General features: G+C 57.8%; 12 protein-coding genes. 11 read left to right on the top strand and 1 reads right to left on the bottom strand.

The annotated features are described in order from the left end of the window. The first annotated feature begins 204 nt into the window (after positions 1-204). Positions 205-516: a DUF485 domain-containing protein gene (locus tag ABIA48_RS06520; protein WP_007991797.1), complete on the top strand. Its 312-nt coding sequence runs from the start codon at positions 205-207 to the stop codon at positions 514-516. Next, the gene (locus tag ABIA48_RS06515; protein ID WP_429487452.1) at positions 513-2,171 is read left to right on the top strand and encodes a cation acetate symporter; all 1,659 of its coding nucleotides are present in this window, start codon (positions 513-515) and stop codon (positions 2,169-2,171) included. Before ABIA48_RS06520 ends, ABIA48_RS06515 begins: the two co-directional genes overlap by 4 nt. 473 nt (positions 2,172-2,644) lie before the next feature. On the opposite strand, the gene gltA is transcribed toward ABIA48_RS06515, so the two are convergent. Then, the gene (gene gltA / locus ABIA48_RS06510; protein ID WP_007977501.1) at positions 2,645-3,934 is read right to left on the bottom strand and encodes a citrate synthase; all 1,290 of its coding nucleotides are present in this window, start codon (positions 3,932-3,934) and stop codon (positions 2,645-2,647) included. 363 nt (positions 3,935-4,297) lie between these two features. On the opposite strand from gltA, the gene sdhC reads away from it, so the two are divergent. From sdhC to sucD, 9 genes are all read left to right on the top strand, one after another. Further along, positions 4,298-4,672 (top strand): succinate dehydrogenase, cytochrome b556 subunit, encoded by a 375-nt coding sequence (gene sdhC / locus ABIA48_RS06505; protein WP_033052382.1) that lies wholly within the window; start codon positions 4,298-4,300, stop codon positions 4,670-4,672. Continuing rightward, positions 4,666-5,034 (top strand): succinate dehydrogenase, hydrophobic membrane anchor protein, encoded by a 369-nt coding sequence (gene sdhD, locus ABIA48_RS06500; protein ID WP_007977503.1) that lies wholly within the window; start codon positions 4,666-4,668, stop codon positions 5,032-5,034. The genes sdhC and sdhD overlap by 7 nt, the downstream gene beginning before the upstream one ends. Before the next feature lie 3 nt (positions 5,035-5,037). Further along, complete coding sequence (gene sdhA / locus ABIA48_RS06495; protein ID WP_007998069.1) at positions 5,038-6,810, top strand: succinate dehydrogenase flavoprotein subunit; 1,773 nt, start codon at positions 5,038-5,040, stop codon at positions 6,808-6,810. An 11-nt stretch (positions 6,811-6,821) separates the two neighbouring features. Further along, entirely contained in the window at positions 6,822-7,526 is a 705-nt protein-coding gene (locus ABIA48_RS06490) for a succinate dehydrogenase iron-sulfur subunit (protein WP_003223007.1), read from the top strand. 261 nt (positions 7,527-7,787) lie between these two features. Further along, positions 7,788-10,619 carry a 2-oxoglutarate dehydrogenase E1 component gene (locus tag ABIA48_RS06485; protein WP_429487451.1) on the top strand — a complete coding sequence of 944 codons (2,832 nt, stop codon included), beginning with the start codon at positions 7,788-7,790 and terminating at the stop codon, positions 10,617-10,619. Positions 10,620-10,661: 42 nt separating this feature from the next. Beyond that, a complete protein-coding gene (odhB, locus tag ABIA48_RS06480) occupies positions 10,662-11,882 on the top strand; it encodes a 2-oxoglutarate dehydrogenase complex dihydrolipoyllysine-residue succinyltransferase (RefSeq protein ID WP_007977514.1) in 1,221 nt (406 codons plus the stop codon). 98 nt (positions 11,883-11,980) lie between these two features. Beyond that, entirely contained in the window at positions 11,981-13,417 is a 1,437-nt protein-coding gene (gene lpdA / locus ABIA48_RS06475; protein ID WP_007984586.1) for a dihydrolipoyl dehydrogenase, read from the top strand. Positions 13,418-13,598: 181 nt separating this feature from the next. Beyond that, entirely contained in the window at positions 13,599-14,765 is a 1,167-nt protein-coding gene (gene sucC / locus ABIA48_RS06470) for an ADP-forming succinate--CoA ligase subunit beta (protein ID WP_130203743.1), read from the top strand. Next, the gene (sucD, locus tag ABIA48_RS06465) at positions 14,765-15,646 is read left to right on the top strand and encodes a succinate--CoA ligase subunit alpha (protein ID WP_003223019.1); all 882 of its coding nucleotides are present in this window, start codon (positions 14,765-14,767) and stop codon (positions 15,644-15,646) included. Before sucC ends, sucD begins: the two co-directional genes overlap by 1 nt. Positions 15,647-15,673: the final 27 nt, after the last annotated feature.

Raw genomic sequence — 15,673 nt, 5'->3', positions numbered from 1 at the left:
TCGCGAAAGCGGTGTAACAGACAACAATAAAGTTGAATGTTATGGCCCCTTCGCGAGCAAGCCCGCTCCCACATTTATTTTGCACATGCTTGAAATTGGCGAAAACGTCATGTGGTTCTAAGACTAAGGTCGTCTGGAACCTGCCCCGCAGCCGCATAGAGTGGATACCGTTCCAACTAAATCTGTGCTGCGAGGATAAAAACAATGAACGACAGCATTTACCTCTCGATTCAAAACAGCCCGCGCTTCAAGGAGCTGGTTAGCAAGAGGGAACGATTCGCCTGGATTCTTTCGGCGATCATGCTTGGGCTTTACTCCGCATTCATCCTTTTGATTGCCTACGGGCCGCAAGTGCTGGGGACGAAAATCAGTCCCGAGTCTTCGATTACCTGGGGCATACCGATTGGCGTCGGGCTGATTGTTTCGGCCTTCGTCCTCACCGGCATCTACGTACGACGTGCCAACGGCGAGTTTGACGACCTGAACAATCTGATTCTCAAGGAGGCTCAGCAATGATCCGGCGTCTACTGGCTCTATTGAGCATCGCGGCTTTTGCACCGGGCGTCTGGGCGGCTGACGCCCTGACCGGTGAAGTGCACAAACAACCCCTCAACGTCGCTGCGATCCTGATGTTCGTCGTGTTCGTGGGTGCAACCCTGTGCATTACTTACTGGGCCTCCAAGCGCAACAAATCGGCTGCGGACTACTATGCGGCGGGGGGCAAAATCACCGGATTCCAGAACGGCCTGGCGATTGCCGGCGACTACATGTCGGCCGCCTCGTTCCTGGGGATCTCCGCACTGGTGTTCGCTTCCGGCTATGACGGGCTGATCTATTCGATCGGCTTCCTGGTGGGGTGGCCGATCATTCTGTTCCTGATCGCCGAGCGCCTGCGTAACCTGGGCAAGTACACCTTTGCCGATGTGGCGTCCTACCGCCTCGGGCAAACCCAGATCCGCACGTTGTCCGCTTGTGGTTCGCTGGTGGTGGTGGCGTTCTACCTGATCGCGCAGATGGTGGGTGCCGGCAAGCTGATCCAGCTGCTGTTCGGCCTCGACTATCACGTAGCGGTGATTCTGGTGGGCGTGCTGATGTGCCTTTACGTGTTGTTCGGCGGCATGCTGGCGACTACCTGGGTGCAAATCATCAAGGCTGTTCTGTTGCTTTCCGGTGCCTCCTTCATGGCGCTGATGGTGATGAAACACGTCAACTTCGACTTCAGCGTGCTGTTTTCCGAGGCCATCAAGGTTCACCCTAAAGGTGAAGCGATCATGAGCCCGGGCGGCCTGGTGAAAGATCCGGTCTCGGCGTTCTCCCTTGGTCTGGCACTGATGTTCGGTACTGCTGGCCTGCCGCACATCCTGATGCGCTTCTTCACCGTGAGTGACGCAAAGGAAGCCCGCAAGAGCGTGCTGTACGCAACCGGTTTCATTGGCTACTTCTACATTCTGACCTTCATCATCGGTTTCGGCGCAATCCTGTTGGTCAGCACCAACCCGGCTTTCAAAGACGCGGCCGGCGCGTTGCTCGGTGGTAACAACATGGCGGCGGTACACCTGGCCAACGCGGTCGGTGGCAGCATTTTCCTGGGCTTCATCTCGGCCGTGGCGTTCGCGACCATTCTGGCGGTAGTTGCCGGTCTGACCCTGGCCGGTGCTTCGGCGGTGTCCCACGACCTGTATGCCAGTGTGATCAAGAAGGGCAAGGCCAACGAGAAAGATGAGATTCGCATTTCGAAGATCACCACCGTTGCCCTGGGTGTGTTGGCCATCGTTCTGGGCATTCTGTTCGAAAGCCAGAACATCGCGTTCATGGTGGGCCTGGCGTTCTCCATCGCGGCGAGCTGCAACTTCCCGGTACTGCTGCTTTCCATGTACTGGAAAAAACTGACCACCCGCGGTGCGATGATCGGCGGCTGGATGGGCCTGATCAGTGCTGTAGGCCTGATGGTCCTTGGCCCGACCATTTGGGTGCAGATCATGCATCACGAGAAAGCCATCTTCCCGTATGAGTACCCGGCGCTGTTCTCGATGATGATTGCCTTTGTCGGGATCTGGTTCTTCTCGGTCACCGACAAGTCCACTGCGGCTGACAATGAGCGGGCGCTGTTCTTCCCGCAGTTTGTTCGTTCGCAGACGGGGCTTGGGGCGAGTGGGGCGGTATCGCACTAAGGCTTCAACGCTTTATATATAAGTTGCACTGAAACCCAATGCCCCGGTCGAGAGATCGGGGCATTTTTGTTGGGCGATTACCGACCGGAATTTGGTGGGTGTACTCGATCCTGTGGGAGCGGGCTTGCTCGCGAAGGCGGTTGATCATTCAACATCTCTGTTGGCAGACACTCCGTTTTCGCGAGCAAGCCCGCTCCCACAGTTGACTGGTGTCGGGCGCAAAATCCATGTACATCCCCGCCCTCCTGTGGGAGCGAGCTTGCTCGCGATGACGGCCTGTCAGCCAACTCAATTCTCACAGGCGAACGAACCCCGCGATCAGGCCGGCCGGTAGGACGCCGCCGTTACCTAAATAACGGATATGCCCATGATCAAAAAAACCGCCAGGCACAAACAAAAACGGCCTCCTGCTCTTTATATAAAAAGCAGAGGCCGTTCCCGGTACAACTCAACACGCTACAGCAAGACAGATCTTACTTGCGGTCTTCCAGCTTGGTGATGTCGCGCGACTCGTAGCCGGTGTACAGCTGGCGCGGGCGGCCGATCTTGTACGGGCTGGAGAGCATTTCTTTCCAGTGGGAGATCCAGCCGACGGTCCGCGCCAGGGCGAAGATCACGGTGAACATGCTGGTTGGAATGCCGATCGCCTTGAGGATGATCCCCGAGTAGAAGTCGACGTTCGGGTACAGCGAGCGTTCGATGAAGTATGGGTCGGTCAGGGCGATCTCTTCCAGGCGCATGGCCAGTTCGAGTTGCGGATCGTTCTGGATGCCCAGTTCCTTCAACACTTCGTCGCAGGTCTGCTTCATGACGGTGGCGCGTGGGTCGCGGTTTTTGTAAACGCGGTGACCGAAGCCCATCAGTTTGAACGGATCGTTCTTGTCCTTGGCCTTGGCAATGAACTTGTCGATGTTCGAAACATCGCCGATTTCATCGAGCATGGTCAGTACGGCTTCGTTTGCACCGCCGTGGGCTGGGCCCCACAGTGCAGCGATACCGGCGGCGATACAGGCAAACGGGTTGGCACCCGAAGAACCCGCCAGGCGCACGGTGGACGTCGAGGCGTTCTGCTCGTGGTCGGCGTGGAGGATGAAGATCCGGTCCATGGCCTTGGCGAGTACCGGGCTGATCGGTTTGATCTCGCACGGGGTGTTGAACATCATGTGCAGGAAGTTTTCCGCGTACGACAGGTCGTTGCGCGGGTACATCATGGGTTGGCCCATGGAGTACTTGTAAACCATTGCGGCCAGGGTCGGCATCTTGGCAACCAGGCGGATCGCGGAAATTTCGCGATGCTGCGGGTTATTGATGTCCAGGGAGTCGTGGTAGAACGCCGAGAGGGCACCGACTACACCGCACATGACGGCCATCGGGTGGGCGTCGCGACGGAAGCCGTTGAAGAAGGTCTTCAGCTGCTCGTGAACCATGGTGTGGTTCTTCACGGTGCTGACGAACTGGGCCTTCTGTTCTGCGGTCGGCAGTTCGCCGTTGAGCAGCAGATAGCAGGTTTCCAGGTAGTCCGACTTTTCAGCCAGCTGTTCGATCGGGTAGCCGCGGTGCAGCAGAATGCCGTTGTCGCCGTCGATATAGGTGATCTTCGACTCGCACGAAGCGGTCGACATGAAGCCTGGGTCAAAGGTGAAACGGCCCGTGGCCGTCAGGCCCCGAACATCGATAACATCGGGACCAACGGTGCCGGTTAAAATGGGCAGCTCGACGGGGGCTGCGCCCTCGATGATCAACTGCGCTTTTTTGTCAGCCATGTGGCCTCCTATTTATGCTTGAAATCATCAGACAGACCCCCCACGCAGGGCCCGCACCACTATAGTGAGATAAATTCGAATGTCAATTTGCCTAAAGTCTTGCTCCAGAAGGCTTTAACCGGACTTTTTTCTCGAAATTGGCTGCCATTTACGCCTTTTATGTCAGTTGCGCAATCCGCTGTTTGGGTTAGGGGATTGCGTTGTCATTAGTAGCCTAACTGTCTATACTCGGCCACCGACCGCCAAGGGCTTTTGGGCCTGCTTTATTGGGGGTCGCATCCCTGGGTGGTGGTTACCTGACCAGTGCACTCCCCAACAACTTTGCCCTGATTGTTAGGGGCTCTTCAGTGTGAAAAAAAAGCCGTGAAAAGCCAACGACCTGTAAACCTAGACCTAAGGACCATCAAACTCCCCATCACCGGCGTTACGTCGTTTCTTCACCGTGTTTCCGGCATCATCCTCTTCCTGGGCCTTGGCTTCATGCTTTATGCATTGGGCAAATCCCTGGGTTCCGAGGAAGGTTTTGCCGACGTGAAGGCAACCTTGACCAGTCCTCTGGCCAAGTTCGTAGCATGGGGCCTCCTGTCCGCTCTTCTGTATCACCTGGTAGCCGGTGTGCGCCACTTGATCATGGATATGGGCATCGGTGAGACGCTGGAAGGCGGCCGCCTGGGCTCGAAAATTATCATCGCCGTTTCCGTGGTGTTGATCGTTCTGGCAGGAGTTTGGATATGGTAACCAGCGTTACGAACCTTTCGCGTTCCGGTCTTTATGACTGGATGGCGCAACGTGTGTCTGCGGTCGTTCTCGCGGCTTATTTCATTTTCCTGATCGGATACCTCGCTGCGAATCCTGGCATTGGTTATGACCAATGGCATGGCCTGTTCGCCCACAACGGGATGCGTATCTTCAGTCTGCTGGCCCTTGTGGCCCTGGGCGCTCACGCCTGGGTCGGCATGTGGACCATCGCGACCGACTACCTGACGCCAATGGCGCTGGGCAAGTCCGCGACTGCAGTACGTTTCCTATTCCAGGCAGTATGCGGCGTTGCGATGTTCGCTTACTTCGTCTGGGGCGTGCAGATTCTCTGGGGTATCTGATTCATGGCTAACATTCCAACGATTTCTTTCGACGCCATCATTATTGGTGGTGGCGGTGCCGGCATGCGCGCAGCGCTGCAACTGGCACAGGGCGGTCACAAGACTGCCGTGATCACCAAGGTTTTCCCGACCCGTTCGCACACTGTATCCGCTCAAGGCGGCATCACCTGCGCGATCGCGTCTGCCGACCCGAACGATGACTGGCGCTGGCACATGTACGATACCGTCAAGGGTTCCGACTACATCGGTGACCAGGACGCTATCGAATACATGTGTCAGGAAGGCCCGGCCGCCGTTTACGAGCTGGACCACATGGGTATGCCGTTCTCGCGTACCGAGCAAGGTCGTATCTACCAGCGTCCATTCGGCGGCCAGTCGAAGGATTACGGTAAAGGCGGCCAGGCTGCGCGTACTTGCGCCGCTTCCGACCGTACTGGTCACGCGCTGTTGCACACCCTTTATCAGGGCAACCTGAAAGCCGGTACCGTGTTCCTGAACGAGTACTACGCTGTCGATCTGGTGAAAAACGGCGAAGGCGAGTTCGTCGGTGTGATCGCGATCTGCATCGAAACCGGTGAAACCACCTACATCCGTGCGAAAGCCACCGTATTGGCGACCGGCGGTGCAGGCCGTATCTACGCTTCGACCACCAACGCCCTGATCAACACCGGTGACGGCGTTGGCATGGCGCTGCGTGCCGGCGTACCGGTACAAGACATTGAAATGTGGCAGTTCCACCCGACCGGTATCGCCGGCGCCGGTGTACTGGTTACAGAAGGTTGCCGTGGTGAAGGTGGATACCTGATCAACAAGCACGGCGAGCGTTTCATGGAGCGTTATGCTCCGAACGCCAAAGACCTTGCAGGTCGTGACGTTGTTGCCCGTTCGATGGTTAAAGAGATCATTGCCGGCAACGGTTGCGGTCCGAATGGCGACCACGTAATGCTCAAGCTCGACCACCTGGGCGAGGAAGTGCTGCACAGCCGTCTGCCAGGCATCTGCGAACTGTCGAAGACTTTCGCACACGTTGACCCGGTTGTTGCTCCGGTTCCGGTTGTTCCGACCTGCCACTACATGATGGGCGGCGTTGCCACCAACATTCATGGCCAGGCGATCACCCAGGACGCCGATGGCGTGGATCAGATCATTCCTGGTCTGTTCGCCGTGGGCGAAGTGGCTTGCGTATCGGTTCACGGTGCCAACCGTCTGGGTGGCAACTCGCTGCTCGACCTGGTGGTATTCGGCCGCGCTGCCGGCCTGCACCTGGAAAAAGCACTGACCGACGGTATCGAATACGACGACGCCACCGACGCCGACATCAATGCGGCCCTGGCCCGTCTGTCCGCTCTGAACGAGCGTACCGAAGGTGAAGATGTGGCTACCCTGCGTCGCGAACTGCAAAACTGCATGCAGAACTACTTCGGTGTATTCCGTACCGGCGAATACATGCAGAAGGGTATTGCCCAGCTGGCTGACCTGCGCAAGCGCATCGCTAACGTGAAGATCAACGATAAGTCGCAGGCGTTCAACACTGCCCGTATCGAAGCGCTGGAACTGCAAAACCTGCTGGAAGTGGCTGAAGCTACCGCCATCGCTGCCGAAGTGCGTAAAGAGTCCCGCGGTGCGCACGCCCGTGAAGACTTCGAAGACCGTGACGACGAAAACTGGCTGTGCCACACCCTGTACTTCCCGGGTGACAAGCGCGTGACCAAGCGTGCTGTGAACTTCTCGCCGAAGACTGTTCCGACTTTCGAACCTAAAGTCCGGACTTATTAAGGGTGACCGCCATGTTGCAAGTCAGTGTTTATCGCTACAACCCTGATCAGGACGCTGCGCCGTTCATGCAGGAATTCCAGGTCGATACCGGTGGTAAAGACCTGATGGTGCTGGACGTGCTGGCCCTGATCAAAGAGCAGGACGAGGGTTTCTCCTATCGTCGCTCTTGCCGTGAAGGTGTTTGCGGTTCCGACGGCATGAACATCAACGGCAAAAACGGCCTGGCGTGCATCACGCCGCTGTCTGCTGTCGTAAAAGGTAACAAGTTGATCGTTCGTCCTCTGCCAGGTTTGCCGGTTATCCGTGACCTGGTCGTCGATATGAGCATCTTCTACAAGCAATACGAGAAGGTTAAGCCATACCTGCAGAACGATACGCCGGCCCCGGCCATCGAGCGTCTGCAGTCCCCTGAAGAACGTGAAAAGCTCGACGGTCTGTACGAGTGCATCCTGTGCGCTTGCTGCTCGACTTCCTGCCCGTCCTTCTGGTGGAACCCGGACAAGTTCCTGGGCCCGGCTGCCCTGCTGCAAGCGTACCGCTTCCTGGCAGACAGCCGTGACACCAAGACGTCCGAGCGTCTGGCTTCGCTGGATGACCCGTTCAGCGTATTCCGCTGCCGCGGGATCATGAACTGCGTCAACGTTTGTCCGAAAGGCCTGAACCCGACTAAGGCCATCGGTCACATCCGTAACATGTTGCTTTCGAGCGGCGTGTGATTCAGCTGTTGTACCCGTAGAACCGCTGTACCCGTAGATGCTACGGCGCAGGCTTCAACCGGCGCCGTAGTTTTAACCTGAGCAGCAGCTTAAAAGGCTGCGGCTCTTATTTTGAAGAAATGAGACAAGCAGGGGCATCCGGGCTGGTACCCGGACTATCAGTGTGATCCTAGTGGCTTGTTTTAGTCGCTGCATTCGGACTTCTGCAAGTTTGCTCGGTGTCGACACCGATGGTGTTCCCCTAACCGAGGGTGACCAAGCATGCAAGAAAGCGTGATGCAGCGCATGTGGAACAGTGCCTACCTATCCGGTAGTAACGCTGCCTATGTGGAAGAGCTTTACGAGCTCTACCTGCACGACCCTAACGCTGTGCCAGAAGAGTGGCGCACCTACTTCCAGAAGTTGCCTGCTGACGGCAACCCTGCCACCGATGTTTCGCACTCCACAATTCGCGATCATTTCGTCTTGCTGGCAAAGAACCAGCGCCGCGCCCAACCGGTTTCCGCCGGCAGCGTGAGCAGTGAGCACGAGAAGAAGCAAGTTGAAGTGCTGCGATTGATCCAGGCCTACCGTATGCGTGGCCACCAGGCAGCCCAGCTTGACCCGCTGGGGCTGTGGCAGCGTCCTGCACCTGCAGACCTGTCGATCAATCATTACGGCTTGACCAATGCCGATCTTGATACGACCTTCCGTGCCGGCGACCTGTTCATCGGCAAAGAGGAAGCGAGCCTACGCGAAATTCACGAAGCGTTGCAGCAGACATATTGCCGCACCATCGGCGCTGAATTCACGCACATCACCGATTCCGAGCAGCGCCAGTGGTTCCAGCAGCGTCTGGAAAGCGTGCGTGGTCGTCCGGTGTACTCCGCCGACATCAAGAGCCACCTGCTCGAGCGCGTGACCGCCGGCGAAGGCCTGGAAAAATACCTGGGCACCAAATACCCGGGTACCAAGCGTTTCGGTCTGGAAGGCGGCGAAAGCCTGATTCCGATGCTCGACGAGCTGATCCAGCGTTCCGGTTCCTACGGCACCAAGGAAATCGTCATCGGCATGGCCCACCGTGGCCGTCTGAACGTATTGGTCAACACCTTCGGCAAGAACCCGCGCGAGCTGTTCGACGAGTTCGAAGGCAAGAAGAAGGTCGAGCTGGGTTCCGGTGACGTGAAATACCACCAGGGCTTCTCGTCCAACGTGATGACCACCGGCGGTGAAGTTCACCTGGCCATGGCGTTCAACCCGTCCCACCTGGAAATCGTTTCCCCGGTGGTCGAGGGTTCGGTTCGCGCCCGTCAGGACCGTCGCAACGACCAGACCGGTGAGAAGGTTCTGCCGATCTCCATCCACGGTGACGCTGCGTTCGCAGGTCAGGGCGTGGTCATGGAAACCTTCCAGATGTCGCAGACCCGCGGTTTCAAGACCGGCGGTACCGTGCACATCGTGATCAACAACCAGGTCGGTTTCACCATCAGCAACCCGCTGGACTCGCGTTCCACCGAGTACGCGACCGACGTTGCGAAAATGATCCAGGCACCGATCCTCCATGTGAATGGTGATGATCCGGAAGCTGTATTGTTCGTGACCCAGCTGGCCATCGACTACCGCATGCAGTTCAAGCGTGACGTGGTGATCGACCTGGTCTGCTACCGTCGTCGCGGCCACAACGAGGCCGACGAGCCAAGCGGTACCCAGCCTCTGATGTATCAGCAGATCACCAAACAGCGCACCACCCGTGAGCTGTATGCCGATCGTCTGACCCAGGGCGGTGTGATGGACGCAGAGCGTGTTCAGGCGAAAGTCGACGAATACCGCAACGCGCTGGACAACGGTCTGCACGTAGTGAAAAGCCTGGTCAAAGAGCCGAACAAAGAGTTGTTCGTGGACTGGCGTCCGTATCTGGGCCACGCCTGGACCGCGCGTCACGACACTCGCTTCGACCTCAAGACCTTGCAGGAACTGTCCGCCAAGCTGCTGGAAATCCCGGAAGGCTTCGTGGTTCAGCGCCAGGTTGCCAAGATCTACGAAGACCGCCAGAAGATGCAAGCCGGCGGCCTGCCGATCAACTGGGGTTACGCCGAAACCATGGCGTACGCGACCCTGGCGTTCGAAGGTCACCCGATTCGCATGACTGGCCAGGACATCGGTCGCGGTACGTTCTCGCACCGCCATGCGGTCCTGCACAACCAGAAAGATGCGGGCACCTACATCCCGCTGCAGAACCTGTACGACGGTCAACCGCGTTTTGACCTGTACGACTCGTTCCTGTCCGAAGAAGCGGTATTGGCGTTCGAGTACGGTTACTCGACCACCACGCCGAATGCCCTGGTTATCTGGGAAGCCCAGTTCGGCGACTTCGCCAACGGCGCCCAGGTAGTGATTGACCAGTTCATCACCAGCGGCGAGCACAAGTGGGGCCGTCTGTGCGGTCTGACCATGCTGCTGCCACACGGTTATGAAGGTCAGGGTCCGGAGCACTCCTCGGCTCGTCTGGAGCGTTACCTGCAGTTGTGCGCCGAGCACAACATTCAGGTTTGCATGCCGACGACGCCGGCTCAGATCTACCATTTGCTGCGCCGTCAGGTGATTCGCCCACTGCGCAAACCACTGGTAGTCCTGACTCCGAAGTCGCTGCTGCGCCACAAGCTGGCCATCTCGACGCTGGAAGATCTGGCTGAAGGTTCGTTCCAGACCGTCATCCCGGAAATCGATGCCCAAGACCCGAAAAAGGTCGAGCGCGTTGTTCTGTGTAGCGGCAAGGTCTACTACGACCTGCTGGAAAAACGCCGTGCCGAAGGTCGTGACGACATCGCCATCGTGCGTATCGAGCAGCTGTACCCATTCCCTGAGGACGACTTGAAAGAAGTCCTGGCTCCTTATACCAACGTCAAGCATGCCGTTTGGTGTCAGGAAGAGCCGATGAACCAGGGTGCCTGGTACTGCAGCCAACACCACATGCGTCGCAGCATCAGCAACCTCAACAAGTCTCTCGTACTCGAGTACGCGGGCCGTGAGGCTTCTGCTGCACCTGCATGCGGTTACGCATCGATGCACGCCGAGCAGCAGGAACAACTGCTGCAAGACGCCTTTACTGTTTAACGCCTTCGCGCACCTGAAACCGAATTTAAGGAACCACAGACAATGGCTATCGAGATCAAAGCCCCCACTTTCCCGGAATCGGTTGCCGATGGCACCGTTGCCACCTGGCACAAACAACCGGGCGACGCGGTCAAGCGCGACGAATTGATCGTCGACATCGAAACCGACAAGGTCGTGCTGGAAGTGTTGGCTACTGCTGACGGCGTGCTGGGCGCTATCGTCAAGAACGAAGGCGACACCGTTCTGTCCGACGAAGTCCTGGGCTCCATCGTTGAAGGCGGTGCTGCTGCAGCTGCTCCGGCTGCCGCTGCTGCTCCGGCCGCCGCTGCCGCAGCTCCGGCTGCCGGCGCTGACGAAGACGCTATCGCAGCTCCAGCCGCTCGCAAGCTGGCCGAAGAAAACGGCATCAACCTGGCTTCCGTCAAAGGCACCGGCAAAGATGGCCGTGTGACCAAGGAAGACGTGGTTGCCGCTGTCGAAGCCAAGAAAGCTGCTCCTGCTGCCGCACCTGCCAAGGCTGCTGCTCCGGCTGCCGCTGCTCCTGTGTTCGCTGCTGGCGACCGCATCGAGAAGCGCGTTCCGATGACCCGCGTTCGTGCCACCGTGGCCAAGCGTCTGGTTGAAGCCCAGTCGAACATGGCGATGCTGACCACTTTCAACGAAGTCGACATGACCGAAGTCATGGCGCTGCGTTCGAAGTACAAGGACCTGTTCGAGAAGAGCCACAACGGCGTACGCCTGGGCTTCATGTCGTTCTTCGTGAAAGCGGCCACCGAAGCGCTGAAACGCTTCCCGGCTGTCAACGCCTCGATCGACGGCGGCGACATCGTTTACCACGGCTACGCTGACGTCGGCGTTGCAGTTTCCAGCGATCGCGGCCTGGTTGTACCGGTTCTGCGTAACGCCGAACTGATGAGCCTGGCTGAAATCGAAGGCGGCATCGCCACCTTCGGCAAGAAAGCCCGCGACGGCAAACTGTCGATGGACGAAATGACCGGTGGTACGTTCACCATCACCAACGGCGGTACTTTCGGTTCGATGATGTCGACCCCGATCGTCAACCCGCCACAAGCCGCCATCCTGGGCATGCACAACATCATCCAGCGTCCTATGGCCATCAACGGTCAGGTCGTTATCCGTCCGATGATGTACCTGGCACTGTCCTACGATCACCGTCTGATCGATGGCAAAGAAGCTGTGACCTTCCTGGTGACCATCAAGAACCTGCTGGAAGATCCGGCTCGTCTGTTGCTGGATATCTGATAGAAGCAGCCATGAGCTGCAAGCCCGTGCTGTCGGAAAACCCGCAGCCTGGCTTGCCGCTCGCGGCTTGAAGCTTTTCGCTAAAGAGGATTTTTTGAATGTCGCAGAAATTTGACGTAGTAGTGATCGGTGCGGGCCCTGGCGGTTACGTCGCTGCCATCAAGGCCGCGCAGTTGGGTCTCTCCACTGCCTGTATCGAGAAGTACACCGACAAGGAAGGCAAACTGGCTCTGGGCGGTACTTGCCTGAACGTCGGCTGCATTCCATCCAAGGCCCTGCTGGACAGCTCGTGGAAATTCCACGAAGCCCAGGACGGTTTCGCGATCCACGGTATCAATCACGCTGGCGTGACCATGGACGTGCCAGCGATGGTCGGCCGTAAAGCCAACATCGTCAAAGGCCTGACCTCCGGCGTTGCGACCCTGTTCAAAGCCAACGGTGTGACCTCCATCCAGGGTCACGGCAAGCTGCTGGCCGGCAAGAAAGTCGAAGTCACCAAGCCTGATGGCTCGGTAGAAATCATCGAAGCCGAAAACGTCATCCTCGCTCCGGGCTCGCGTCCGATCGACATTCCACCGGCTCCGGTCGACCAGAATGTGATCGTCGATTCGACTGGCGCCCTGGAATTCCAATCCGTTCCAAAACGTCTGGGCGTGATCGGCGCTGGCGTGATCGGTCTGGAACTGGGTTCGGTCTGGTCGCGTCTGGGTGCAGAAGTGACTGTCCTGGAAGCCCTGGACACCTTCCTGATGGCAGCCGACACCGCTGTTTCCAAGGAAGCGCTGAAAACCCTGACCAAACAGGGTCTGGACATCAAGCTGGGCGCTCGCGTAACCGGTTCGAAGGTTAACGGCAACGAAGTCGTTGTGAACTACACCGATGCCAACGGCGAACAGAACATCACTTTCGACAAGCTGATCGTAGCCGTTGGTCGCCGCCCGGTGACCACTGATCTGTTGGCTGCCGACTGCGGCGTGACCCTGGACGAGCGCGGTTTCGTGCACGTTGACGATCACTGCGCCACCACCGTACCGGGCGTTTACGCCATCGGCGACGTGGTTCGCGGCATGATGCTGGCGCACAAGGCGTCCGAAGAAGGCATCATGGTTGTCGAGCGCATCAAAGGCCACAAGGCCCAGATGAACTATGATTTGATCCCTTCGGTTATTTATACTCACCCGGAAATCGCGTGGGTTGGTAAAACCGAGCAGGCCTTGAAAGCCGAAGGCGTTGAAGTTAACGTCGGCACCTTCCCGTTCGCAGCCTCCGGCCGTGCCATGGCTGCCAACGATACCGGCGGTTTCGTCAAGGTCATCGCAGATGCCAAGACAGACCGCGTACTGGGCGTCCACGTGATTGGCCCAAGCGCTGCCGAACTGGTTCAGCAGGGCGCGATCGGTATGGAATTCGGCACCAGCGCTGAAGACCTGGGCATGATGGTTTTCTCCCATCCGACCCTGTCTGAAGCCTTGCACGAAGCTGCTCTGGCAGTGAATGGCGGCGCCATCCACATCGCCAACCGCAAGAAGCGTTAAGACATAATAAGAAACCACGGCGGTTTGGCCCGTCGTGAGCCTTGCACGCAAGACTCACCGCGGAATATCCGCTGGACGCAGTCTTGCATAGCTCAGCTATGCAAGCAGCAGTCACAGGTGGTGCGGCACTTGAATGAGTGCAGCACCGAATGCGCAGTACCTAACGAAGACGGTAATAAGCATGAATCTTCACGAGTATCAGGGTAAGCAGCTGTTCGCTGAATACGGCCTGCCAGTTTCCACCGGTTACGCGGTAGACACCCCGGAAGCAGCAGCAGAAGCTTGCGACAAAATCGGCGGCAGCGAGTGGGTTGTCAAAGCCCAGGTCCACGCCGGTGGTCGCGGTAAAGCGGGCGGCGTAAAGCTGGTTCGCAGCAAAGAAGACGCCAAAGCCTTCGCACAGCAGTGGCTGGGCAAGCGTCTGGTGACTTACCAGACTGACGCCAATGGTCAGCCAGTCACCAAGATCCTGGTTGAATCGTGCACTGATATCGCTAAAGAGCTGTACCTGGGCGCTGTCGTTGACCGTTCGAGCCGTCGTATCGTGTTCATGGCTTCCACCGAAGGTGGCGTGGACATCGAGAAAATCGCTCACGACACTCCAGAAAAAATTCTGAAAGCCACTATCGATCCACTGGTTGGCGCTCAGCCATTCCAGGGTCGCGAGCTGGCATTCCAGTTGGGTCTGGAAGGCAAGCAAGTTGCCCAGTTCGCCAAGATCTTCGTAGGTCTGGCCAAACTGTTCCAGGATCACGATCTGGCCCTGCTGGAAGTGAACCCGCTGGTGATCAAGGCTGACGGCGATCTGCACTGCCTGGACGCCAAGATCAACATCGACGCCAACGCCATGTACCGTCAGCCTAAGCTGAAGACTTTCCACGATCCGTCGCAAGACGATCCGCGCGAAGCGCACGCTGCCAAGTTCGAACTGAACTATGTAGCGCTGGAAGGCAACATCGGTTGCATGGTCAACGGTGCTGGCCTGGCCATGGGTACCATGGACATCGTCAACCTGCATGGCGGCAAGCCAGCCAACTTCCTCGACGTGGGCGGCGGTGCTACCAAAGAGCGCGTTACCGAAGCGTTCAAGATCATCCTGTCCGACACTAACGTCGCTGCAGTACTGGTCAACATCTTCGGCGGCATCGTTCGTTGCGACATGATTGCCGAAGGCATCATCGGTGCAGTGAAAGAAGTCGGCGTGAAAATCCCGGTTGTTGTTCGCCTTGAAGGCAACAACGCTGAGCTGGGCGCTAAAGTACTGGCAGAAAGCGGTTTGAACATCATCGCTGCTACCAGCCTGACCGACGCTGCTCAACAAGTCGTTAAAGCTGCGGAGGGCAAATAATGAGCGTCCTGATCAATAAAGACACCAAAGTTATCTGCCAGGGTATTACCGGTTCGCAAGGTAGTTTCCACACCCAGCAAGCCATCGAGTACGGCACCAAGATGGTTGGTGGTGTAACTCCAGGCAAAGGCGGTACCGAGCACCTGGGCCTGCCAGTGTTCAACACCGTGAAAGACGCCGTAGCGGCCACTGGTGCCACCGCCAGCGTGATCTACGTTCCGGCTCCTTTCTGCAAGGACTCGATCCTGGAAGCTGCTTTCGGCGGCATCAAGCTGATCGTCTGCATCACCGAAGGCATTCCTACCCTGGACATGCTGGACGCTAAAGTTAAGTGCGACGAGCTGGGTGTTACCCTGATCGGCCCTAACTGCCCAGGCGTGATCACTCCAGGCGAATGCAAGATCGGCATCATGCCAGGTCACATTCACTTGCCAGGCAAGGTCGGTATCGTTTCCCGTTCCGGCACCCTGACCTACGAAGCTGTGAAGCAGACTACTGACGCCGGTTTCGGTCAGTCGACTTGCGTCGGCATCGGTGGTGACCCGATCCCGGGTTCGAACTTCATCGACATCCTGAAGCTGTTCCAGGAAGATCCGAAGACCGAAGCGATCGTGATGATCGGCGAGATCGGCGGTTCGGCTGAAGAAGAAGCGGCTGCCTACATCAAGGCACACGTGACCAAGCCGGTTGTTTCCTACATCGCTGGTGTGACTGCTCCTCCGGGCAAGCGCATGGGCCATGCTGGCGCAATCATCTCTGGCGGCAAAGGCACTGCAGACGAGAAATTCGCTGCTCTGCAAGACGCAGGCGTTAAAACCGTGCGTTCGCTGGCAGACATCGGCAAGGCCCTGGCCGAGCTGACCGGTTGGGCTGTCAAGTAAGCCTCGCGCTTAGCTGACGCTTCACCA

It is taken from the genome of Pseudomonas sp. S30_BP2TU TE3576 (genome assembly GCF_050436025.1).
GTDB lineage: Bacteria > Pseudomonadota > Gammaproteobacteria > Pseudomonadales > Pseudomonadaceae > Aquipseudomonas.
Note: the sequence above shows the minus strand (reverse complement) of the source record. Positions and strands in the feature narration are given on the sequence as shown.